Below are 14,733 nucleotides of genomic sequence, written 5' to 3'. Positions count from 1 at the left end.
TGTCTCTGGTGTCGGTGCTCGCCTTCATCGCCGTCGTCGTGACAGCGATGGTGGTGATCATGCAGACGATGGTGGCACCTGTCGAGGGGAAGGTCGGGACCTACTCCGCGCTGTTCAACGATGCCGCGGGCCTCTACCGAGGCAACAGTGTCCGGCTCGCCGGCGTCGCCGTCGGCAAGGTGACCTCGGTCGAGGTCGATGGTGCGCTCGCGCGAGTGACGTTCACCGCCCAGAACGCGCACGCGCCCGAGGATAATTCGGAGGTCGCGATCCGGTACCAGAACCTGATCGGCCAGCGATACCTGGAGATAGTCCGGAAGGACGGCGCGAGGGCGCACCAGAATCAGACGGAGATCATCCCTCCGGCCCGGACGATCTCGTCGTTCGACATCACTGAGCTCTTCAACGGTGTCGCGCCGCTGATCAATGAAATCGATCCGGCGGAGCTGAACACGTTTGCGGAGAACCTTCAGATCGTCTTACAAGGTGACGACGCCGGGCTGGCACCGGCCGTCCAGTCATTGGCGAAGATCGCGACGTTCACCAAGAACCGGGATGAGGTGATCGGACGCATGGTGGAGAACTTGAACACGGTCGCCGGCGAAATCTCCGGACGGTCGGGACAGGTTGCGAAACTGGTGACGCAGCTCAATGCCACCGTCGTCAAGTTCACCGCCGACATCGGCGTGGTCCAGGAGTCGCTGTCGGAGGGTGACCGTGTCCTGGTACCGCTCATCGACGTGCTCGAGAGCCTCGTGGGGGCGTTGGACAACAATCGGACGGCCTTGGAAGCGATGGCACACCGCCTGGTGCCGGCCACGCCTCAGATCATCGACGCGATCAAGTCTGTTCCCGGCCTGCTCGACAGGTTCGCACGAGGTCTGCCTCCGGCGCCGGAGCCGACCATGACCTGCTCGCGGGGCCGAATGGATCTGCCTGCGACGGTGCAGATTCTGATCGGTGGCACGAAGGTGGTTGCCTGCCGATGAGCTCATCGATGATCTCCGCACGACAGCAGCTTCTCGAACGCGGACAGGAACTTCTCGGAACGGGCCGGCTGCGTGGCGACGAGGAGAACAGGCGGGACCAGATCGCGGTGGGTGTACTCGCTGTGCTGCTCGTGGGGGTCGTAGCGATCGCGCTGGGCGTGCTCTACGTACGACCGCCGGGATACTCCGAATACCGCGCAGACATGGGGAACGCCTCGGGAGTCCGGCCCGGTGACCAGGTCCGTGTCGCCGGCATCACCGTCGGCAAGGTGGAGCGGATCGCGGTCGAGGGGGATCGCGTCAGGCTCACCTTCACGGTCAAATCCTCGGTACGGATGGGAAACGAGACGAGTATCGGCGTGAAGATGTTGACCCCCGTGGGCGGCAGATTCCTCCAGCTCGCCCCTCGGGGCGGTGCCGATCTCGGGCGGACGGTGATTCCTCGTGACCGGGTGACCGGTACCTACGACATGTCGTACATCGTCGAGCAGAGCACGCCCAAAATCGAGCCGCTCGACGGCAAGACCGGACGGAAGATCATCGAGTCCGCTCGGAAGGCGGTGTCCGGCAACGAGGGGGCGCTCACCGAGTTGATCGATGCGAGTGTGGTATTCGCGGAACAGATGAGCTCGCGCACCGATCAACTCAGGGGAGCTCTGCGTGTCTCGGACGAGTACGTCGCCGCCACAGCGGCGGACCGCGACATGCTCTTCACCCTGATCCACAACGTCGGGCAGATCGGGGTAGGGCTGGGAGTCCGGTACGACCAGGTTCGCAGGGTGTTCAACCTCCTCGGACGACTGTTCGTCCTGCTCGACAGAGTCGGATCGTTCTACCAGGACGGATTCGAGAAGGCCGTGGACGCCGGCGCGGATCTGCTCTCGCGACTCAAGCCCGCCGCCGATTCCGTCGAGGGATCGCTCAAGTCCGTCGACAGCGCCCTTGAGCAACTTCGGAAGGTGCTCGGCGATCAGGGCGTCGTCATCGATCAGTCAGGGCAGACCGTGCGTGGAGTCCAGGTCTGCGTTCCCAATGCTGCGAAGAGGTGCTGAGGTGCAGACATCTGCGTCGAACGTGCGCTGGTTCGGACGCCTCGCTCTACTCGGGCTGGTCGTGACATTGCTGGTCGGTGCCGCCGGTTGGTATGTGGCGACACGGACGAGCCTGGTGCGGACGAACTTCGTCCAGGCCCGTTCAACGGTGTGTGCGGACTTCGGAGACGCCGTGGGGGTGTACGTGGGGAACACAGTGAGCCTGATGGGCGTTCCCGTGGGCACTGTACAGCGGATCGAGCCTCGGCCCGGCGGTGTCCGGATGTCGCTGTCCGTCGATGACGGCATCGCGTTGCCCGCCGATGTGGGCGCGGTGGTGATCGACAACTCGATCGTCACGGACCGTCGCGTGGAGTTCTCCGCGCCGTATACCGGCGGACCGTCCCTGAATCGAACGTCGTGCATCCCGCAGTCGCGCACCAAGACACCGCGGGGAGTCAGCGAGAACTTCACGGTGACCGATCGACTCCTGACCGACGCGCTCGGGGCTGATGCGGAAAGCACGCCGGGCAAACCCCGTACTGATGACCTCGCCCAGATCGGCACTGTAGCGGATCGGGTCGTCTCGCAACGCGGAGCGGACTTCTCCACGTTGATGCGAAGCCTGGTCCAGATGGCCGGGGATGCCCCAGAGACTGACGCTGTTCTGCGTCGACTTTTGGAGAACTCGAATCTGCTGACAGCACAAGCGAACCGGTCCTGGCCTGATATCCGTACGACGATCGAGACCGTGAACGCGTCGCTCAAGGCCTTCACCGCCTTCTCCGAGGAGTTCACCGTGACGCTCGAGCGGGCCACGCACTTCGTACCCATCTACGGCAGGTTCTTCGGGAACTATGGGGTTCGTATCGTCGCCCTGCTCAAGTACCTCGGTCCATGGGTTAACACACTCGCGCCGTACGCCACCCGGATCGGCGACATCCTGGCCCGGCTTCCCGGCCTGGCCACGGTCACCGATCAACTCTTCGACTCGAAGACCGGTGCACTGCGGGTCATGTGGAAGCCACCAGTAGTGGACCTGCGGGGACAGGACACCGCAAGGATCTGTGCTGCGGTGGCTAAACCGCCCAACTGCATCGTCGACTCGTCCAGCGTCGGCCTGGTCCAGCTCATCATGGGGGGCGGACGGTGATCGCACGGCGCACCGCCGCGGCATTCGCGGCCCTTCTCCTGGTGTCGGTCCCCGTCACTTCCGGATGCGGAGTGACTCTCGAGGCGATTCCCGTTCCGGACGGGAGATCTGGACCCACGCAGAAGGTGCACATCGAATTCTCGAGCGTCCTCAACATCCCGTCCGGGGCCAAGGTTCTGCTCGACGGCGCTCCGGTGGGCCGGCTCGACAGCGTCTCGCTCGGAGAACGGACGGCCACGGCAACGATCGAGATCGCCCGTGACGTGCGACTCCCCGTCGAGACTCGGGCTGAGCTGCGCCAGGGCACGATCCTCGGAGATCTGTACCTCGCACTGGTAGTGCCGTCCGGGGCGTCGACGCGATACCTGCGGCCGGGTGACACGATTCCCCTCTCCCAGACCTCGCCGCCGGACAACGTGGAAACAGTGATGATCAGCGTGGGGCAACTCATCAACGGTGGTCTGGTCGGTCGTGTGCAGAAGACCATCCGTGAGGTCAATGGTGCTGTGCCCGCGAATCGTGCCGAGCTCGCCGAGCTGACACGGACGGCGACTCGGCAGATTCTGGAGGCCGGCCAATCGACACGAGTCATGGGGCGACTCATGGACGGAGATGCGAAGATCCTGGACGAAGTGGCGCGCAATGCGGCCACGATCGATCGCGTCCTCACGATCGGCCCCGAACGGTACCGCAAGATGCAGGACCTGTTCATGTCGATGGTCGTGCTCATCTCCGATCTGAGGTTCTTGACCAAGCCGGGCGCGGATCTGCTGGAGCAGCCCACTCATCGCGATCTGAAGACCTTGGTCTCCATGCTTGATCCGATGGTGGCGACCGTGGCCGAGCTCGATCGCTCGCTGACCACGAATGGGGACCTGATCCGCGACCTTGTCGCGAAGAAGCTGGGACCCTTCCTTTCCGGACCCACCGAGGTGAACATTGTGAATTCCACTACGAGGGACGGCCGAGCCGTCGCTCTCGCCGACTTCCTCCGAGCGATCGGGGTGTATTGATGCGTAAAGGGATTCTGGCTGTCGTCACCCTGGTCGTCATCGTCGTGACCGCGTCCGCGTACATCGTGGTCGACGTGCTCCGGCTCGAACCGGGTAAACGCACCTTCGACGTCGTCGTGCAGATGGAGAGGTCATCCGGCCTCATGGAGACCTCGCCCGTCACGCTGTTCGGACTGCCCATCGGTAAGGTCCGGTCGATCATTGCGGGCCCGGAGGGGCTCAGCGTGCGGCTCGCGATCGACGGCGCGCAGAAGATCCCGGCGTCGACGAAGGTCGCGGTGCAGAACCTCTCGGCGGCGGGGGAGCAGTACCTCGACTTCCGGCCGGTCGATGCGGCAGGTCCCTACCTGCGGGAGGGCTCTGGGATCGCGATGCAGCAGGTGGCGGATACCGCCACTGCCGGCGACCTGACGGCGAAGATCGATCGGCTCGGCGAGCTGATCGATCCAGTGATCGTGCGCCGGATGGGTGATCTGTTGGTCCAGGTGACATCGGACGAGGCGACGTTGGCGAACCTCAAAGCGATCGTCTCCCTGGTCGGGCAGACCGCTCACGATAAGGGGCGGGATGCGGTCGGACTCTTCAACGAGGGGCAGTCGCTCACCATGCGGCTCACCGGAATGGGAGCGACGCAGTACATCTCGGGAATCGGTGCGGGTGCCACCGCCCTAGGGCCGGCCTTCGGGAAGGTGGTCGTGGCGTTGGGCAGACTCGGTGACATGCAGCGGCAGAGTCGCGGCTTCGATGCGCTGGGCCCACCTTTGACGGACCTGATGACGACTCTGTCGTCCTTCTTGCCGTCGGTCGGCGACTTCGCCGACAGCCTTGCGCCGGTGACGGGGCAGCTCCGAGGCATCAGGGTGAATGCGGGGGCGTTCACCGACATGTGGATTCGGGCCTTCCCCGTCGGCGGGCCCGCACGTGTGGAACTAGCGGTGAAATAGATGACTGAACAGAGGAAGACGATGACCACTGACCTCGTGGAAGCCACCGAGCCTGATCCCTCGATCGAGATCGATGCGCCCAAGCCTAAGAGAGCGAAGAAGGACCGGCTCCGAGCGGAGCTGAGCTCGACGCAGGAACGGGTGAGCGTACTGCTACGCCGACTCCGCATCGTTCTCGCGGCGCTTCTCGTGACCATTCTCGTCGCCGCACTGGGAGCCTTCTTCCTGGAGCGCAGAGTGGCGCAGGCTCAGGTGCGAGCCGACAGAGCCGCCGACGCATTGACCGATCTCGCCGCAGTGCGCAAGACCGCCGAGGACTACACCAAGAAGGCGCTGACGATCGACTTCAATCGCGCTGCTGACTACGTCACGTCGCTTGCCGAGGGGACGACGAAGTCCTTCGGTGACACCTTCGCGATGAACGAGAACGGTGCCGGTCCACTGATCGTCGAGCTGCAGCAGCAGCTGCGCATGGTCGCTTCCGGCGAGGTGGTACACAGTCAGTTCGACGGCGACCTCGCGCACCCGCCGGGTAACGGACAGCCGTGGGACGTCATCGTGATCGCCAACCAGACCAGCACCACGGCGCAACAGCCGGACAAGTCCACGCAGGTGATGGTGCTGAGGGTGGTCGTGGTGCAACTCGATGGCCGGTGGAAGGTCGCGAACTTCGGGCCCGATCCGAAATCGATGGGTGTTGCCTCAAGCCTGCCGGGTATCAAATGACCTGCTGTAGTGACTGATTCGATCATTGACAATTAGGTGAATGATATGTCAGTATCTCTAAGTCCAAGGAGGTAGTGATGGCTGAACAGCCTCAACATCGCATCGTGATCATCGGTGCCGGTCCTGGAGGAATCTGTGCCGCCGCGCAGCTCGTGCGTCGTGGTATCTCGGACTTCCTCATCGTCGAGCGCGGCTCGGATTTCGGAGGGAGCTGGCGGGATAACCACTATCCCGGGCTCGGGGTGGACGTACCGGGGTTCACTTACCAGTACTCATTCGCCCGCAATCCCAAGTGGTCCCGCATGTTCCCCAAGGGGCGCGAGGTCTTCGAGTACCACCGGGAGGTGGCGAGCCGTTTCGGCCTGTACCAGCACGCGAGATGGAATACGTCGATCGAGCGAGAGAACTGGGACGATTCCGCCGGCCTGTGGCGGCTTTCCACCTCCGGAGGTGAGGAGATCACCGCGCAGTTCGTCATTTCGGCGGTCGGCGCGTACATCACCGCGAAGGACGATCCGGGTATTCCGGGATATCAGGAGTTCGCGGGCACCGTTCTTCGTCCGAACGAGTGGGATCACACCTATGACCTCGTCGGAAAGCGTGTCGCGGTGATCGGCACGGGTGCTAGCTCCGTGCAGATCACGCCCTCGATCGCACCTGCCGTCGCAACCCTCTCTGTATTTCAGAGGACGCCTGTGTGGGCCCTGCCCAAGCCCGACTTCGCCACTCCTGCACCGATTCGTAATCTCATCGCGGCGCCGGGGCCCGGGCATCTGTTGTCCTTGATCGCGAATCTCGTGGTGGAGGTAGGGCTGCGGATCGTGTACCAGACACCGAGAAGATTGTTCCGGCTAGGGGCACCGGTATTCGACCGCGTCGCCCGAACGGTCTATCGCGGCTATCTGCGTGCGGTGGTACGGGATCCGGGAACACGACAAGGCTTGATGCCGCACTACGGACTCCTGGGCAAACGTCCGACGCTGTCGAACTCCTTCCTCCAGGCGTTCAACCGGGACAACGTAGAGCTGGTCACGGATCCGATCGAACGGATCGTGCCCGAGGGAATCGTCACTCGAGATGGGCGTGTCTTCGAACTCGACGCGATCGTCCTCGCCACCGGATACCACTTGTTCTCCGATCCCGAGAGCTACGTCGAGGGGGCCGTGGTGGGTCGAGACGGATTCGATCTCGGAGTCTTCTACAACTCCGAGCGGTTGCAGGCCTACCAGTCGGTCGCTGGGCCGCAGCTTCCGAACCGGTGGATCCTGGTTGGTCCGTACTCGTGGATCGGTACCGGATGGCATGAGCTCGTGGAGATCTCGTCCGGCCACGCTATCAACGTGATCGAGGCGACGATGGCACGAGGTGCACAGTCCGCCGAGGTCCAATGGGGCGCGCACAACGCCTATCACGCGAAGATCCGACGGAACGACGAGAACATCGACTACTACTTCAATTCGGTCAATGCCGGGTTGCGAACCTACTACGTCAACTCCGCCGGCGACATGCCGTACATCAGGCCGACGAGCCTTTTCGAGGCGAAGGAGCAGAGTCGCAACGTGGATCTGTCGGCGTACGAGTTCCGAGGCATCGATATCACTTCCACCGATGTGGAACAGGACCTCGCAGACAGGACGATCGCATGAAGTTCGAGACCTTCGACACGCGCGGCGCAGTAGCGCTGGTCACCGGAGGCGCCCGTGGTATCGGTCTGTCGATCGCTGAACGGCTCGCCAAGAAGGGTGCGGTCGTCGTGATCGCCGATCTGGACGGCGAAGTGGCGCGGAGCGCGGCGGAGCGACTCGGCCGCGGTGCCGTGGGGCGAGAGCTCGACGCGGGCGACCCCGAGGCGCTGGAAGTCCTCGTTGATGAGGTCGAGGCTCTCCTTGGGCCGCTCGATATCGTGGTCAACAACGCGGGAATCATGCCGGTGGGGCCTCTCCTGGAGGAGCCGCTGGCCGTCGCGCAGGCGACGATGCGCGTCAATTTCTGGGCGCACTACTACTCGTACCGCTTGATCGCACCCAGGATGATCGCTCGCGGACGTGGTCACATCATCAACATCACGTCCGCCGCTGGGGCGATTCACTCGCCTGGACTGGCATCCTACGTCGCGTCCAAACACGCGGCGACTGGGTTCGCTCGCAGTGCTCGTGAGGAACTGGTGGGCACGGGCGTCACACTCTCGACGGTCATGCCGTCAGCCGTGCGCACGCAATTGGTCGACGGGATTCCGTTCAAGTGGTGGGAGAGGTTGGGAATCGTGACGCCGAACGTGGTGGCTCGGCGTGCCGTCGGCACCCTCGCGCGACGGCCCGCCGTCGTCGGTGCGCCGGCCGGAACCGTGCCGCTCCTGCGGATCTATCACGTAGTGCCGGAGGGTCTGTGGTTGTTCGGCCGCAGTCTGTTCGGCGCAGATCGCACACTGGCGCCGTACGACAAACCCGCGCGGCACGAGTACGACTCCCGGATCAGCAGACAGGCGGAGATCGTGGGAGGGGAGAACTAGATGGCCAGGAAGGCGAAAGTGGTCCGGGAGGCATCGGGCGCGAAGACTCAGCCCGACCATCTGGTGGCGATCATCGGAGCGGGATTCGGGGGCCTCGGAGTCGGTATCGGCCTCAAGCGTGCCGGGATAGGCGACTTCGTCATTCTCGAGCGGGCGCCGGGAGTCGGCGGCACCTGGCTCGCGAACTCCTATCCGGATGTTGCAGTGGATGTTCCGGGAATCGTGTACCAGTTCTCTTTCGAGAAGAATCCCGATTGGTCCCGAACCTTTCCCAAGGGTGCGGAAGTCCGGCAGTACATCGAGCGGCTCGTGGGCAAGTACGGGCTCGAAGCGCATCTGCGGTTCGACTCCGACGTGACCAGTAGGGAGTGGGACGAGGAGAAGCAATGGTGGCGGCTTCGACTGGCAACGGGCGATGAGGTCACGGCGAAATACGTGGTGACTGCGCTCGGTGCCTTCGTCGAACCGCGACTGCCAGACATTGAAGGCCTCGACAAGTTCCAGGGCAAAGTGATTCAGACTCAGGTCTGGGATCACGACTACGACTTCGCGGGCAAACGGGCAGCCGTGATCGGCACGGGAGCCACCTCGGTCCAGCTCGTTCCGCAGCTGGCCAGGATGGCTGCTCATCTGGATGTGTACCAACGCCGCGCCATCTGGGTGTTCGCCAAACCCGACTTCGCGATTCCGCGGATGGTACGCACCGCCTTCCGGGTCCTGCCGGTCCTTCAGTCCGTCGTCCGTGGACTGGTAGCCGGTGCGGTGGAGGTGGGGCTCGTCGGTGTCACGGTGTACGGCAAGCAGATCGCTCCGTTGACGCTGATTCCGGCGTGGGCGTGCCGAGCCTTCCTCTTCACCCAAGTGCGCGATGGTGAGCTACGAAAGAAGTTGACGCCCGGCTACGGGTTCGGGTGTAAGCGGCCCAGTGTGTCGAACCTCTATTACAAGACGTACACGAGACCGGACGTGGATCTGGTCACCGATCCGATCGCCCGCGTCACCGAGACCGGTATCGAGACTCGAGACGGCGTTCACCGGGACATCGATGTCCTCGTGCTGGCGACCGGGTTCGAGATGTCTCAGTCTCCTGACCCGTACCGTCGACGTCCCGTGCGCGGCAGGGACGGCTTCGACCTCGCTGACTTCTACGAGCACAACCGCGCCCGCGCATACGAGGGCGTCTGCATGCCGCAGCTCCCCAATCACTTCATGGTGTTCGGCCCGTTCGCGTGGAGTGGGAGCAGTTGGCACGTCATGGTGGAGAACGCTATTCGCATCATCACCCGAGTCATCGGGGAGGCGGAGCGACGCGGTGCGACCTCGGTCGCCGTCAGCACGGAAGCGACCGATAGGTTCTTCGACTTCATCTCGGAACGAGGCAAAGCCACTCTGATGCACGGGAAGTCCTGCGTCGATGCCAACTCGTACTACATCGACAAGCACGGCGACTTCGGATTCCTCCGACCCACCACGGCCTACCAATCGACACGGGCCAGCAAGAACTTCCCGCTGTCCGATTTCGAGTTCGCAGCAGCCCCGGGAAACCCTGGCGCGCCACTGCCGGTGCCCGCCGGCGTCCTATCCGCTGATCTCAATCAGGAGGCTCGATCATGACACTCGTATGGGCGCGTAACACAGTCTCGGGCGCGGTGAGCACCGTGAAGTGGGCGGCGTCGTCGGCGGGAACGGTGTTCGACGTCCTGGCGCGCGTCTCCGGTATCGCGCTCGCGGCGTCTGGCTTGGCGCACCTCGTCGCTCCCAAGCCCTTCGTATTGATCTCGAAGCCCTTCTTCCCGGACGAGACGGAGAAGTGGGTGGTCGTCAACGGACTCTCCGAGGCAGCGATCGGTCTCGCACTGATCGAGCGCAGATCCCGATCCGTGGGCGTCGTTGCTCTGCTCGCCTACGGTGTGTACCTCGCGGAACGGATCGTCCGCTTCGCGGTCGACCGTATGACGAGGTGATCGAGGCGGAACGTACCGGGCGCGCCCCGGCCCCACGAGGGCTGGGGCGTTCTCGTCTGCCGCGGGGATCTCAGGTCCACTGCTCCATGAGCGCGCGGTACGGCGCCTCAGCCTCCATCTGCGAGCAGATGCCGACGACGCCGAGGAGCACACGAAATATCATGAGGTACTGCGGCGGCAACGAGAGCATGCGACCGGTGCGGAATTGTTCCCCTCGAGGGTCGAGTGCACTACTCGATGCGCGCGCGAGCCACTTGCGCGTGAAGTGGAAGGACTCGCTGCGCAGCGGATCTACGTACGGCGCGAGATACTGCTCGATCTCGTCCGGCGAGATCTGATAGTCCCGGGGAATGAAACCCTCGTCCCGCAGGAGGCCGGTGAGTTCGTCGAATCGCTCGTCGCGCGCCAGACGGAGGATCGCTCCGACGGCGGGTGGGATGCCGTCGGGGAACTCAGCGACCGCCCCGAAGTCCAGGGCGATGAGTCGGCCATCGTCGGCGATCATGAAGTTGCCCGGGTGCGGATCCCCGTGCAGGAGACCGGTCCTGCTGGGGGAACTGAGCTCGAACTGGGTCAGTTTGCGCGCGGCGTCGTCGCGATGACGCTGCTGACCACTGGTGATGACATCCCTCAGCGGGGTGCCCGTGACCCAGTCGGACACCAGTACCTTCGGTGCGCTCGCGATCACTTTCGGGATGAGCACGTCGGGATCCTCGTGAAAGGCCTTGGCGAAGATCCGTTGATTGGTCGCTTCGTAGCGGTAGTCGAGTTCGGCTTCGGTTCGTTCGGTCAACTCGTCGACGAGTGACGCTATGTCGGCCCCGGGGGTCAGCGGCTTCATGATGTGGCTGAGCGTTCTCAGCGCTTTGAGGTCCGCGCGCAGGGCTTCGTCGGCGCCGGGGTACTGCACCTTGACCGCGACGGCACGTCCGTCGTGCCAGATCGCGCGATGCACCTGGCCGATGCTCGCGGACGCAGCCGCTGTGTCGTCGAATTCGGCGATGCGCGTGGACCAACCGGATCCGAGCTGCTGGGTCAGCATCTTGTGCACAGCCTCCGGCGCCATTGGCGGTGCCTCGTTCTGCAACTTCGCGAGAGCTTCGCGATAGGGCTCGGACAGCTCCTCCGGAACCGCTGCCTCCATCACGCTGAGGGCCTGGCCGACCTTCATCGCGCCGCCCTTGAGTTCGCCCAGGACTTCGAACAGTTGCTCGGCCGCGCGTGCTTGGAGCTGGGCGTTGACCTCCGCCTTGTCGGCGCCGGCGAGCTTCTTGCCCCAGCCGACAGCGTTACGGCCCGCGGCACCGAGCGGCAGACTGATCAGTTTCGCCGTTCGGCGGGTACTTCCCCGGGTGATATCCGGCATGTTCGCTCCTCACGCATTCGACACGACTCGTATGATAGTGATACGTCAGTCGATTAATTGCAAGACGCTCTCTGCAGTACCACCGTTTCGTTTTCGATGTTGCGCCAACTGCGGATAAGATGATCTCCTATGTCCGAGTTGACGTCCGAAGCGAATGCCGGCGCCGCGCCACGCCGCGGGCGCCCGCGCTCCGTCGGGTTGGCCGAACGACGCCGCGCCGAGCTGACCGAGGCCGCATTCTCGGTCTTCGCCGAGCAGGGGTACGAGAAAGCGTCGGTCGGGGACATCGCCAAGCGTGCAGGGATGGGTCAGGGGACTCTGTACCGGTACGTCGACGGCAAGCGAGAGTTGCTCGATCTGGTTTTCGACATGTGCGTCGATGAGCTCATGACCGCCATCTCGCCGGATGACATGTTCGACGTCACCACGACCGGCGAGTTCACCGAGGCCGGCAAGATCGTCTCCGAGCTGGGTGATCGCCTGTACGCGTTGGTCGACGGCAGACCGGAGCTCCTCAAAGTGCTGTTGGTGCAAGCGGGCACTGTCGACGAGGAACTCCGTTACCGGATCCAAGGGCTCTATCAGACCTTCGACGGAATGGCGGGGCGCGCACTCGAACATGCTCGGGAGCGTGACTGGGTGCGAACCCGAACGGCGGATCCGGTAGCGGAAAGTCGCGTCTTGGGCCGACTGCTGCCCACCCTCGCTCTTCCCGGCTTCATCCTCGCACTCACCGGCGAGGACGACCAGCGCGAGGCCTTCGTGGCTTCGGCCGCAACGATGGTTCGGCGCGGGATCTTATCCGACTCCGCCCGCGAGGGGGCGAATAGGTGACGGAGCCAGTGGGATCCGGCCGCGCAGCCGAACTGCTCGACGCTGCTCTCGCCGCTTTTCTCGAGGATGGTTACGCGACCATCGGTGTTCGCGAGATCACGGAGCGCGCCGGGGTCAGCCACGGCACCTTCTACAACTATTTCGACAGCAAGCGCCAGATGCTGTCGGTCCTGGTCGAACGCCACACGTCCGCTCTGGTGGCGCAGATGCGTGCCGCGCTGAACCGGCTCGAACCGCCCGTGACCGTCGACCTGCTCGAATCAGTGGTCCATGAGGGCTCGCTCGCGGTGCTTACCGAAGTCGCTGAGAACCGCGAGACCTACCGGTTCCTGTTGCTCGAGGTGCCGGGTGTCGATGCGGAGTCGTTCGCGCAGTACGTCACGCTGTTCCGTTCAGCGGCAGCCGACATCCGGGCAGCCCTCGACAAGGCGCGGGACGTCGGTCTGATCAACGAGCGGTTGGATCCTGTCTTCGTCAGCGAAGCATGGCTGTCGTACGTGGCGGGCATCGTGGCGGGAACGATCAACGACGTGGATGTGTCGACACCCGAGGCGTCCGCCCGAGTGATCACAGATCTGTTGCTGTATGGGGCTATCGGCTGACGGTCCACAGCACGCGGCTCACGCGCGACGATGATGCGAGCAGAGCAGGCCCCGCCGTGGGCGCTCGCATGGTCGCGAAGCGCTCGTCGGCGGGGCCCGGACGGCGTGGTCGACTAGACGCTGGCGAGGTCCTCGCCGGGGCGCGCGTCGTCCTGGTCGGCCGGCGCGGACTCGACGATGTCGTGGTCCTTGGTCTCCGCCATCAAACAGCAGCAGAGCACGCTCACCGCGGAGAGGCAGGCCAGCATGAAGCCGACCCATAGCTGGTTGCCGTCCGCCACCCACTTCGCGGCGATCAGCGGCGGGATGGCGCCGCCGACGATGCCCGCGAGGTTGTAGCCCAAGCCCGCGCCCGTGTAGCGGTAGCGCTCGTGGAACATCTCGGGCAGCGCGGCACCGGCGGGACCGTAGGCGATGCCGAAGATGATCAGCGTGCCGATCAGCCCGACGGCGTACATCGGGAGGCTTTTGGTGTCCAGGATCGGGAAGAGCACCAGCGACCAGGCCACGGCCAGTCCGCAGGAGGTCATGATGACCTTCCGGCGCCCGATCTTGTCTGAGTAGATCGCAGACGCCGCGATGGCGAGCCCGAAGAAGACCGCGCCGGCCATACCCATCGCCAGCACCGTGGTACGCGGGAAGCCCAGGTTCTTGGTGGCGTAGTTCGTGAGGAACGCGGTGCCCATGTAGAACAGCGAGAAGAGCGATGCCAGCGCACCGGCGGCGATGAGAATCTCCTTCCACTGGAAGCGGATCGCGTCCAGGAAGGGCAGCCTCGTGCGGTTGATCTCGCTCATCGCGCGCTTGCGGACCTCGGTGAAGACGGGTGTCTCCTCCACGGTCAGGCGCACCCACAGTCCCACCAGGACGAGGAGCGTGGACAGCAGGAACGGAACGCGCCAGCCGATGGTCATGAAGGCGCTCTCGGCGTTCTTGGTGTCGCCGGCGGTGAGCGTGAACAGCAGGAACGTGCCGCTGGAGAGGAAGAACGCGAACGACGGGCCCAGTTGCGGGAACATCGCATACAGGCCGCGCTTGCCCTTGGGTGCGTACTCGGCGGTGAGCAGCGTGGCGCCGGCCCACTCGCCGCCCACGGCGAAGCCCTGGAAGAACCGCATCACCACGAGCAGTACCGGCGCGAGCGTGCCGATGCCGTTCGGGAACAGCCCGAGGACGCCGGTCTCGCTGCCGGGCAGCAGGCCGATCATCACCGTTGCGGCGCCCATGATGAGCAGCGTCCACACCAGGGTGCGCTTGCGACCGATCCGGTCGCCGAAGTGCCCGAACAGGATCGCGCCGACGGGCCGGGCGAAGAAGGCGACCGCGAAGGTGGCGAACGAAGCCAGCGTCGCGACGCCGGGGCTCATGTTCGAGAAGAAGATGGTGGGGAACACCAGGGCGGCGGCGGTGCCGTAGATGAAGAAGTCGTAGAACTCGATCGTGGTTCCGATCGAGCTGGCCATCGCCACCCGGCGGAGCCGGGCTTTCGGGACGGCGGGGAGTTCGGGTGCAGTCACGTGCGCTCCTCGGGTCGGTGAACCCCACGAACGGTAGTGACCGCAGTCACACCCCTGATACCCCCGAAAGGGGGTAGGCGGTGGG

General features: G+C 64.3%; 14 protein-coding genes. 12 read left to right on the top strand and 2 right to left on the bottom strand.

Going from position 1 to position 14,733, the window contains the following annotated elements; all coding sequences use genetic code 11:
• The first annotated feature begins 8 nt into the window (after positions 1 to 8).
• From HNP44_RS02315 to HNP44_RS02270, 10 genes are all read left to right on the top strand, one after another.
• Positions 9 to 989 carry an MCE family protein gene (locus HNP44_RS02315; RefSeq protein WP_259141650.1) on the top strand — a complete coding sequence of 327 codons (981 nt, stop codon included), beginning with the start codon at positions 9 to 11 and terminating at the stop codon, positions 987 to 989.
• Positions 986 to 2,041, top strand: coding sequence for an MlaD family protein (locus tag HNP44_RS02310; protein ID WP_310437650.1), 1,056 nt, complete (start codon positions 986 to 988; stop codon positions 2,039 to 2,041). The genes HNP44_RS02315 and HNP44_RS02310 overlap by 4 nt, the downstream gene beginning before the upstream one ends.
• A 61-nt stretch (positions 2,042 to 2,102) precedes the next feature.
• Complete coding sequence (locus tag HNP44_RS02305) at positions 2,103 to 3,173, top strand: MlaD family protein (protein ID WP_259141652.1); 1,071 nt, start codon at positions 2,103 to 2,105, stop codon at positions 3,171 to 3,173.
• Positions 3,174 to 3,298: 125 nt separating this feature from the next.
• Complete coding sequence (locus HNP44_RS02300; RefSeq protein WP_259172164.1) at positions 3,299 to 4,186, top strand: MlaD family protein; 888 nt, start codon at positions 3,299 to 3,301, stop codon at positions 4,184 to 4,186.
• Complete coding sequence (locus tag HNP44_RS02295) at positions 4,186 to 5,130, top strand: MlaD family protein (RefSeq protein ID WP_259141654.1); 945 nt, start codon at positions 4,186 to 4,188, stop codon at positions 5,128 to 5,130. The genes HNP44_RS02300 and HNP44_RS02295 overlap by 1 nt, the downstream gene beginning before the upstream one ends.
• Positions 5,131 to 5,151: 21 nt before the next feature.
• Positions 5,152 to 5,856, top strand: coding sequence for a hypothetical protein (locus HNP44_RS02290; protein ID WP_259141655.1), 705 nt, complete (start codon positions 5,152 to 5,154; stop codon positions 5,854 to 5,856).
• A gap of 77 nt (positions 5,857 to 5,933) precedes the next feature.
• Positions 5,934 to 7,502 carry a flavin-containing monooxygenase gene (locus tag HNP44_RS02285; protein ID WP_259256826.1) on the top strand — a complete coding sequence of 523 codons (1,569 nt, stop codon included), beginning with the start codon at positions 5,934 to 5,936 and terminating at the stop codon, positions 7,500 to 7,502.
• Complete coding sequence (locus HNP44_RS02280) at positions 7,499 to 8,365, top strand: SDR family NAD(P)-dependent oxidoreductase (protein WP_259141658.1); 867 nt, start codon at positions 7,499 to 7,501, stop codon at positions 8,363 to 8,365. The genes HNP44_RS02285 and HNP44_RS02280 overlap by 4 nt, the downstream gene beginning before the upstream one ends.
• Positions 8,366 to 9,979 (top strand): flavin-containing monooxygenase, encoded by a 1,614-nt coding sequence (locus HNP44_RS02275; RefSeq protein WP_259141659.1) that lies wholly within the window; start codon positions 8,366 to 8,368, stop codon positions 9,977 to 9,979.
• Positions 9,976 to 10,329: a hypothetical protein gene (locus HNP44_RS02270; RefSeq protein ID WP_259141660.1), complete on the top strand. Its 354-nt coding sequence runs from the start codon at positions 9,976 to 9,978 to the stop codon at positions 10,327 to 10,329. Before HNP44_RS02275 ends, HNP44_RS02270 begins: the two co-directional genes overlap by 4 nt.
• A 70-nt stretch (positions 10,330 to 10,399) precedes the next feature.
• Here HNP44_RS02270 and HNP44_RS02265 read toward each other — a convergent pair whose 3' ends face one another.
• Complete coding sequence (locus HNP44_RS02265; protein WP_259141661.1) at positions 10,400 to 11,695, bottom strand: ABC1 kinase family protein; 1,296 nt, start codon at positions 11,693 to 11,695, stop codon at positions 10,400 to 10,402.
• Positions 11,696 to 11,824: 129 nt separating this feature from the next.
• Between HNP44_RS02265 and HNP44_RS02260 the strand changes: the two genes are divergently transcribed.
• Together HNP44_RS02260 and HNP44_RS02255 are read left to right on the top strand one after the other, a co-directional pair.
• Positions 11,825 to 12,529, top strand: a complete 705-nt coding sequence (locus HNP44_RS02260; RefSeq protein ID WP_259141662.1) for a TetR/AcrR family transcriptional regulator — start codon at positions 11,825 to 11,827, stop codon at positions 12,527 to 12,529.
• Positions 12,526 to 13,131 (top strand): TetR/AcrR family transcriptional regulator, encoded by a 606-nt coding sequence (locus tag HNP44_RS02255; RefSeq protein ID WP_259141663.1) that lies wholly within the window; start codon positions 12,526 to 12,528, stop codon positions 13,129 to 13,131. Before HNP44_RS02260 ends, HNP44_RS02255 begins: the two co-directional genes overlap by 4 nt.
• A gap of 113 nt (positions 13,132 to 13,244) precedes the next feature.
• Here the strand turns inward: HNP44_RS02255 and HNP44_RS02250 are convergent, their stop codons facing one another.
• Entirely contained in the window at positions 13,245 to 14,594 is a 1,350-nt protein-coding gene (locus HNP44_RS02250) for an MFS transporter (protein ID WP_259141712.1), read from the bottom strand.
• Between the last annotated feature and the right edge of the window lie 139 nt (positions 14,595 to 14,733).

Source organism: Tsukamurella ocularis, from assembly GCF_024807615.1.
GTDB classification, from domain to species: Bacteria; Actinomycetota; Actinomycetes; order Mycobacteriales; family Mycobacteriaceae; genus Tsukamurella; species Tsukamurella ocularis.
The sequence above is the reverse complement of the archived record's forward strand: the minus strand, read 5'-3'. Positions and strand labels throughout refer to the sequence as shown.

Bases quoted from the DNA above. Each gene is read 5' to 3' on its own strand.
- HNP44_RS02310 (WP_310437650.1), top strand. From the start codon at position 986: ATGAGCTCATCGATGATCTCCGCACGACAGCAGCTTCTCGAACGCGGA.
- HNP44_RS02295 (WP_259141654.1), top strand. From the start codon at position 4,186: ATGCGTAAAGGGATTCTGGCTGTCGTCACCCTGGTCGTCATCGTCGTG.
- HNP44_RS02290 (WP_259141655.1), top strand. From the start codon at position 5,152: ATGACCACTGACCTCGTGGAAGCCACCGAGCCTGATCCCTCGATCGAG.
- HNP44_RS02285 (WP_259256826.1), top strand. From the start codon at position 5,934: ATGGCTGAACAGCCTCAACATCGCATCGTGATCATCGGTGCCGGTCCT.
- HNP44_RS02280 (WP_259141658.1), top strand. From the start codon at position 7,499: ATGAAGTTCGAGACCTTCGACACGCGCGGCGCAGTAGCGCTGGTCACC.
- HNP44_RS02275 (WP_259141659.1), top strand. From the start codon at position 8,366: ATGGCCAGGAAGGCGAAAGTGGTCCGGGAGGCATCGGGCGCGAAGACT.
- HNP44_RS02270 (WP_259141660.1), top strand. From the start codon at position 9,976: ATGACACTCGTATGGGCGCGTAACACAGTCTCGGGCGCGGTGAGCACC.
- HNP44_RS02265 (WP_259141661.1), bottom strand. From the start codon at position 11,695: ATGCCGGATATCACCCGGGGAAGTACCCGCCGAACGGCGAAACTGATC.
- HNP44_RS02260 (WP_259141662.1), top strand. From the start codon at position 11,825: ATGTCCGAGTTGACGTCCGAAGCGAATGCCGGCGCCGCGCCACGCCGC.
- HNP44_RS02250 (WP_259141712.1), bottom strand. From the start codon at position 14,594: ATGGCCAGCTCGATCGGAACCACGATCGAGTTCTACGACTTCTTCATC.